The following is an 8,625-nucleotide window of genomic DNA, read 5'->3' as shown; positions in this document are numbered from 1 at the left end:
GTGTTGGATTCACGCCGGTTAATATGGGCATAAACCCTTGCTGGTCTAGTTTATCTACTCTTACATCAGGATTTCCATTGTAAATAATACCACTGGTGATATCTTGTCCCATGCGTTCAAAAATAGCATGCATGCCAGCTTGGGTTAATTCTACCCCATGTACATATTCAGGCATTTTGATTCTCCTCAAAGAATACTGTATTAACTGATGATTAGTGATAAAAAAAACACTATGTGTAATTATAACTCGAATTCATTAAGTTAACGTTAAGTGGATTAAAAGTCATTTTTGAGCGCATTCCCTCAAAATCTGTTGCCGAAGAGGTTGGGCAAATTACATTCAAGATCCAGCAATAAGTTGTCAACGATATAAAACTCAACTTGTAGTTTATAGATGTAAATGTCATTAGCTCATCACAAGAAGTTGTGGCGTTAAAAAAATTAAAACCTAAAGATATTTTGTTGAGGTCCTTTATCAACTTGAGTAAGTTCAGGTTGTATAGATATCTCACTAAGTTCCACTAAAATAGTATCGATTAATTTTGAACAGGCTTCGATGTTAGTGGACAATGTTGTACTCTGGCTTAGGTGTTTTAAAAGAGCGTGCAGTTTGTCAGCGCACTCAGCAGAAACTCCAATCGCATCCTCTAATTCCTCAGGACTTTTCTGAGCTAAGTTATTGATAAGTTCGTGTAGGTCATATTTATCATTATTTAACTCTTTCTTAAATTGCTCTAATAATTCCTCTTCCTTAGCCAAGGTCGATCGTTCATCTGTGGTTAGGCCTACTAAATCAGTAAGCCCTTGAAACATCCAACGATTTTTAGTGATTGTTGCCGTTTTTTCTTTTCTTGATTCTGTCACACGATTCTGGTGGGCTTCACATAACTCACGTAATTGTATAATTAAGGCCTCACTCTTGAATTGCACGTGTACCATTGCAGGATAGGCTTTTTGTTTCTCAACAAATAATTCTTTTAATTTCAATATATTAGTTTTTTGTTTTTTTGCTGTTTCAGAATCATCCAATGTTGTTGCGAGTTTATCGAGGATCTGTAAATTTTGTTGTGCTTCTTTGGTTTGTTCGTCAAATGTTTTTACTCCCATTTGATTGAGGGAGACTTTAATAGTGCTTATTAACGCCTTAACTAAATATTGATTTACTGGTTGTAATCGATCGTTTAATCCATCGATATTGGACAGATCAAGCGGGTCTGTTGCTGCTCCGTGTATTCTCATCTTTTCTTGACGCAACTGTTCCACTTCAGCAAGTCGTTCATTAAAACTAGAAATCATTTTTTTCACAGCAGTCAGATTTTTAGGTTTTTCTTGTTCAAGTAGGGTGATTTCTTCGGTCACCTTGGCTACATAGGCATCATATAATTTATTATGAATGGTTCTTAGTTGTTCTTCTAATTTTTCAACATCAGTAAAATCAACTGTTTCGGCCTCAGATTGCAGCCGCGCTTTTTCATTGCGTAGCAATTTCATTTCCTTCTGTAGGGCATGAAAATAAGATAGTTCTTTCTTAATGCTGCCTATATCATCGAGTTTTGTTGTGTTTAATATTGAAATTCGCTGAGCCATGTTTGGTAGACGCATTTCGTAATGTGCTCTCGCTTGTTCATGATTAGTGATTATGGGTGTAATGATGATACGTTGTAAGGACTTCAAATTTTCGATCACCTCTTGCTTCGTGCGTTGGATTTTTTCTTCTAAATCGCTATTAATTGATGAGGGGATGCTTTTGAGTGCTTGTAATGCATCCGTAACGTGTTGTTTTTCTAGTGCATCTTGGCATTTCTTCAACGGGATAAGTTGACTTTGCAGCGCTATTTTCTTTTCAATAATCGGTCTTAGGTTATCCATTTCTCGTTTCGCTGCTTTTGCTGCATCGGATTTAAAGCCAGACCATTCTTCATTGGAAGGAAAGCTTGCTAAAGCACGTTGCATCATTTCTATATTATTTAATCTAAGACCGATATGACATTGCTGTAATGAAGGCATTACTTTGTCATTAAGGAATTTTTTTCGTTCAAGTGATATTTTTTGATCGTCTTTTCCTGAGAAGTAGTGCAGTATTTTATCTAAAAATCCACCTCTAATGGGTAAATGATATTGCTTCTCCATTTGAACTCGTAACGTTTCTAGTTTTTTATTTAAGTTCTCATGAGTTTCTTTATTTTCTACGTGTACCGCATTTATTGCTTCCGCCACTTTCGCGCCTTGTATCTTCATAAAAGGAACAAGGACAAAGCTCCTTTCATAGCGGGGTGAAAAATCAGGACTTTGTACCGCAACAAAAGTGAAAATATGTCGATCATTGCCCGTAGTAGTTTGTCCATCAAGAGTGAGTTTAATCGGAATTAAAGCTACATCATCAGGTAAATAAAATGAAAATTCGTCTTCGCTGTTTTCAGTATGTGTTCCTACTTGTTTCGGGTGTAGTAACTCATCGGGATCAGAAATTTCAAAGATAGTATTTGAGTCAAACATATCCCTGGGAACAGCGATATTCGTAGATGTGCTCGCATTTGTTCTGGCCGATATATGGCTGTAATCGTTTAACTTAATTTGTTTAAATATTTCTGCAGAAGGATCGGTAAAAAGATGTTCTGTAGTATTTGCCATGATCACATGGGTTTGTTGGATTAATTTATTTTTAAACTCTTCTGGCAGATTTAATCCGCGAAAAAGCGTTTGTGGATGAGGAGAACGATTTGTATCCACTAAGGATTTTCTCGTTAGTGGCGTCATTAACGCAGTAATCAACACCTCTTTAAATGTTGATCCTTTATCTCTGTTTTGGGCAATTGCATTAACTCGACTATAGTACCAGGCATCATTTTGCATGAGGTAAATTAAATCATGCTTGATCTGATCCCTATATTCACCATCTTTTTTTCTAATTTTTGTATCCCAGGCTTCTCCGAGTTTCACTGGAAGCGCTTTAGGATCGGTTGAGTGAAATTCAGTATTTTTCTCATGGTGCATTAGCTTGTCGATATTATTGATATCGCTATCATTTAACAATGAGCCAATAATTGCCATATCACATTTAGCTAATAGGTCACGGAAAAATTGTTCTTCTAATTTCTGGTCATTTAAAAGAACATGATTTTCATAAATCGAATCAGGATTAGCCAGGATTTGTTGGATGATACGTGCTGCTGCAATTTCATCAGTATTAGCTTCCCTTTTTATCTGCTTTGTACTCGATTGGATAGACCTTTTTATAGGAGAAATTTTCGCGTGATGATTTGCTGCGTGTAATTGTCCTAAACAAAAATCGACATCATTTTCACATTGTGCTCGTTCATCAGAATTTGTATATTGTAAGTAGGCATGCTCACTAAGTTCGGGCAATCCCCGTTGAAGTTTTTTATCTGAACCAGGAAATCTACACTTCACTTCATCAAGTTTGAGATACTCATCCACGCGCATCCAGCGTTCATTTTCTTGTAACTGATATGATGTAGGGAAAAATGCTAATGTACCTTGAGTAGTACCCTTTTTAGGTTTGTTTCTGATTGGCTGGCCATCTTCGCCAATCACATACCGTCCCAGGCCCCCACGTCCGAATTTAAATGTTTCTTTTTCCTGTAATTTGTACGAAGGAGGGAAAAACTTTATTTTACCTTTTGTTTCTCCTTCTTTTGGCGTTTCTCTAATTGGTTGACCATTTTTATCAATGACATAACGAAATTCGTTAGTGCTCGTTACCAGATGCGGTTCGGGGTTGTTGCAATCAAAAGAACTAACCATTTCATAGGTTGCATGGAAAAATTGTCTTTGCTTTGCAAAAACAGCTTCAGTTCCTATGGTCCCGATCCAAGGTTGAAGTGATTTAAAATAATTTTCTAGATAAGATTCTGCCGGTTGCTTTACCCTCATTAAATCAACCATGTGACCTTTATTAACCAATACATGCGCTGGGGAATTTTCCCACTTATGATCTTTATCCTCAATAACATCTGCATAAAAATCGACATCGTCCTGATCATTGAAGACATGAGGAATTAAAGAAGATTCATTTTCTCTAATATACTTTAAAAATGCGTCTCTGCTTTGTTCATGATAGCGTTCATAATTCTTTGCTGATTCTTCATCATCTCGCCCAGTGACGAAAAATGCTTGGGCAATCATGATTTTTTTTAATTCATCAGGAGTTACATCAGCTATAGTACGACCGTCCTCGAATGTTTTTAACGATTCTCCTCTTAATTTTGCTTTCCGTGCTTCTTCAACCATTACCTCAGCATAGGCCATTGTTCGTAAAGTATGAGCAAGGCCATGAATAGGCCTGTTTACAATTTTATCACCGTTTCTTCCCATTTGTGCGGGTATTGCTTCTACTGTACCCGGGTATTTTTTGCCTAGATAATGAGTAAATGCATAGTTCACCGCATTTCTTACTGTGTTATCGGTATATAATGAAAAACCATTCCAAGAAGGAAGGCTTGATTCTTTGCTCACAGCGGGTTTTTGGGTTTGTACGTATCTAGGCATTTTGAGCTCTCTATAATGCTGCTTTTACTAGGTTAAAGATAGCGCTTGCAATCGTGCCGGATATTAGCACAGTATGTAAAAATAATATATTAATTTTTGATTTGATTGAGTTTTAAATGAACAAATTTTATGTCGATTTGAATTTTATTTATATCTATTAAGGGGTTATGAAGAATTATCACCAGGTCATAGCTTTGTTTGAAAACAAATAACTCCTTGCGAGTTGCTGTGGATTAATCACAGAAATTCGCAAGAAGCTATGTTAAAACAAATTAAAACCGGAGGACATTTTGTTGAGGTTCTTTATTAACTTGAGAGGGTTCTGGTTTTATGGTTTGTTTGCTGAGCTCAACTAAAAGAGTATCGATTCTTTCTGAACGTTCTCTAATTTTAGCGACAAATGTTGTACTTTGGCTTAGATGTTTTAAGAGCGTATGCAGTTTCTCAGCATTTTCCGTAGAGATTCCAATCGCGTCTTCTAATTCCTCAGGACTTTTCTCAGCTAAGTTGTTGATAAGTTCTTGTAGGTCATACTTATCATTATTTAGCTCTTTCTTAAATTGCTTTAAAGCTTTTCCTTGCTTAGCTAGAGTAACTCGTTCGTCGGTGGTTAGGTGAAAGTAATCAGTAATACCTTGAAATATAGAACGATTTTTAGTGATTGTATCCGTTTTTGTTTTTCTTGCTTTTTTCAAATTATCCTGGTGAGCGTCACATAATTCACGTAACCGTATAATTAAGGCTTCGCTCTTGAATTGTAACTGCATCATGGCAGGGTAAGCCTTTTGTTTGTCCACAAAAAATTCGTTTAGTTTCAGGATTTCAGCTTTTTGTTTTTTTGCGGTCTCAGAATCATCCAGCGTTGTTGCGAGCTTATCAAGGATCTGAAAATTTTGTTGCGCTTCTTTGGTCTGCTCGTCAAACGTTGTTACTTCCATTTGATTCAACGAAGTTCTCATTGTATTGATCAGCGCTTTTACTAAAAATTGATTCAGTGTTTGTAATTGAGCTTTTAATTGATTAACATCCGATAGATCAAGAGAATCTTTAGAGGTTCCGTGTTTTTTTATCTTTTCTTCATGTAACTGCTTCACTTCGGCGAGTCGCTCATTAAAACTAGAAATCATGTCTTTTACAGCACTCAGATTTTTAGGTTTTTCTTCTTCGAGTATCTCGATCTCTTCTGTTATCGCGACTACATAAGCATCATATAATTTATTATGGATGGTTCGTAGTTGTTCTTCTAATTTTTCGACATCAGCAAAATCGACTTTTTCACCCTCAGACTCCAGTCGCGATTTTTCATTGCGCAGCAATTTTACTTGTTCTTGCAGGACATTAAAACAAGATAGTTCTTCCTTAATGCTATCCACATCATCGAGTTCTGCGGTGTCTAGCGTCTTGATTTGCTGGGTTGTACTGGTTATAAGTGTCTCATAGCGTTTCTTTACTTGCTCAACATTAGTGATTACAGGTGTAATAACGGCATGTTGTAAGGGTTCCACGTTTTCGATTAACGACTGTTTCGCATGTTGGATTTGTCTCTTTAAGTCGTTACTAATTAACGTTACTCGGTTCATATCTTTATCTGACGGAATGCTATTGAGCGCTTGTAAGGCGCTGATAATATCTTTTTTTGCTAAAGCACTCTCGCATTGGGTTAATGCGGGGATAATTTTCCCTTCAAGGACTAATTTTCTTTCAACCATTTGCTTAATAGCATCCATGTGCATTTTTACTTGGTTCGCTTCAGGAATATTAAAGTTAGCCCATTGTTCGTCTGTGGGAATAGATAAAAATGCTTTGCTTAGATTGCTTGCACTACCATCCAAGAATGCATTAAGGCAATTTTCCAATGCAGGACTTATTTGTTCCTTAAGAAATGTTTTATATCTGCTGGTAATGGATGATGATTGTACTTGTCTTCTGATTCGCATCTGTAAATGAAACACGAGTTCTAAATTAGGTGCTTCCTGTGCTTTTTCAACAATATTCTTGAACTCAGCAATCTGTGTTGTTTGCATTCTCAGAAGAGGCTCAACCGCATAACCACCCTCATGTCTTGGTATAAAATCAGGGCTTTTTATTGTTGTAAAGGTGATGATATATCTATCTTCTCCTTTGGAGTTTTTACCATCAGGAGTCACTTTAGTTGGAATTAACGCGACATCTTCAGGTAAATAAAATGAAAATTCATCTTCGGATCCACGTATATGAGTTCCTACTTGTTTTGCGTGCAGTAACTGACCAGGATCATTGATTTCAAAAATGGTATTCGAATCAAAGACTGTTCTTGGAACCTCGACGTTTACAGAATTACTTGCATTCGTTTTGGCAGAGATGTTACTTAAGTCATTTAACTTGATTTGCATGAAATCTTGGGCAGACAGATCAGTAAAGAGATGTTTTGACGAATTTGCAATGATGGTATTGGCTTGATTAATCAGTTTATTTTGAAAGTCTTCTGAAAAACCTAATCCTCGATACAAAGTTTTCGGTGAGGGAACCCTATTGGTATCCACCAGTGCTTTACTGGTCAGAGGGGTCAGTAATGCGGTAACCAACACTTCTTTAAATGTTGATCCTTTATCTCTATTTTGGGCAATTGCATTGACTCGGGAATAGTACCAACCGTCATTTTGCATGAGAAAAACTAAATCATACTTGATCTTATCTTTATAGTCGCCCCCTTTTTTTCTAATGGTGATATCCCATGTTTCACCAAGTTTCTTTGCCGGATCTTTGGGATCAGTTGGATGAAACTCAGTATCTTTTTCATGCAGCATTAATCGGTCGATATTATTGATATCGGTGTCGTTTAACAGAGATCCTACAACGGCCATATCGCATTTGGCCAATAGTCCACGAAAGAATGATTCTTTGAGATGTTCACCATTTAAAAGAACATGATCGTCCTGAATCACATCAGGATTAGCCATGATTTGTTGGATAATACGTGCAGCGGCAATTTCATCTACATTGGGTTGTCTTCGTATCTTACTGGAAGAGGATTGCAAAGCATCTTTAATCCCCTCCATTTTTACTTGTTGACGGGCTTCTTTGATGGCACCTAGACATACTGAAGGATTTTGCTCACATGTTCGGGCAAATTCAGTTGTGGGATTTTCTCCTAATTGTGTATTATAACCAGGAAATATTTGTTGTATTTCAGGAATAGCATAATATTCCTTGATGGTGACGAACCGTTCCTTTTCTTTCAGTTGATAATCAGAATTTACACGTTTTACGTTCTTATTATTTGGAACCAACCCTTTTTCTATAACATATTTTTCCCCACCATAAGGATTTTCATAAACTCCTCCCTCCTTAAATGACTTCTTAGCTTCCTCAGAGCGAATATTATTTTCCTCAATGGTATGTTGTTCTTTTATCGTTATAAAACGCTCATTATTCTTGAGCTGATAATCGGGAGCTACGCATCGTGCGTCATTCAACGATTGGGGAGTCTTATCTTTTTCTATAACGTACCTTCGATTAATCATATTTTCATAAGGCTCTTCTGCTCTGAGGTCATCTTTTGCTTGAGGATTAAATGAGGGAACAACTGCTCCGGTGGCCAATAAAAAGTCTCGATGAGTTTTAAGAACGACTTCCGCGCCTAATGAACCTACAACGTTTTTGAGGGTTCTGAAGGCGTATTCCAATACGGGTTCTTGAGGTGCTTTGACTCTCATTAAATCCACCATGTGACCTTGGTGGATTAAGACATGTGCGGGAGTTCCATCCCAATTATGGGGGTTGTCGCGAATAATCGCAGCATAATCATCTACTTCTTTGGGATCTTTGAATATTTTGCCGATTAATTGATTATCTTCAACGTATTTTCTGAATGCCTGTTCACTTTTCTCATGATATTCCGCATAGAAATTTCTTTTATACTTATCATCATACCCAGAGCGCTCATCATCTCTTCCTACTACAAAGAAGGCTTGTGCGATCAGAATTTTTTTCAGTTCTTCCGGAGTAACATCGGCCAGCGTTCGGCTATCTTTTGCTGCTCCTAGTATTTCTCCTCTGAATTTTGCTTTACGTGCTTCTTCGACCATCACTTCAGCACAAGCCATGGTACGTACCGTATGAGCAAGGCCATGAGTT

3 protein-coding genes are annotated in these 8,625 nt (G+C 37.1%); all 3 read right to left on the bottom strand.

Features of this window, described 5'->3' with window-relative positions:
- A partial coding sequence (locus Lgra_RS18585) for a SidE phosphodiesterase domain-containing protein (protein WP_157068252.1) occupies nt 1-175 on the bottom strand: 175 nt, incomplete at its 3' end.
- A gap of 266 nt (nt 176-441) precedes the next feature.
- On the bottom strand, nt 442-4,509 hold the full coding sequence (locus Lgra_RS04655) for a SidE phosphodiesterase domain-containing protein (RefSeq protein WP_083502854.1): 4,068 nt from the start codon (nt 4,507-4,509) through the stop codon (nt 442-444).
- A gap of 272 nt (nt 4,510-4,781) precedes the next feature.
- On the bottom strand, nt 4,782-8,625 hold a 3,844-nt coding region (locus Lgra_RS04650; protein ID WP_058498126.1), incomplete at its 5' end, for a SidE phosphodiesterase domain-containing protein.

Source organism: Legionella gratiana (assembly GCF_001467695.1).
In the GTDB taxonomy this organism is placed as follows: Bacteria; Pseudomonadota; Gammaproteobacteria; order Legionellales; family Legionellaceae; genus Legionella; species Legionella gratiana.
This window is presented reverse-complemented; position numbering and strand designations above follow the sequence as displayed.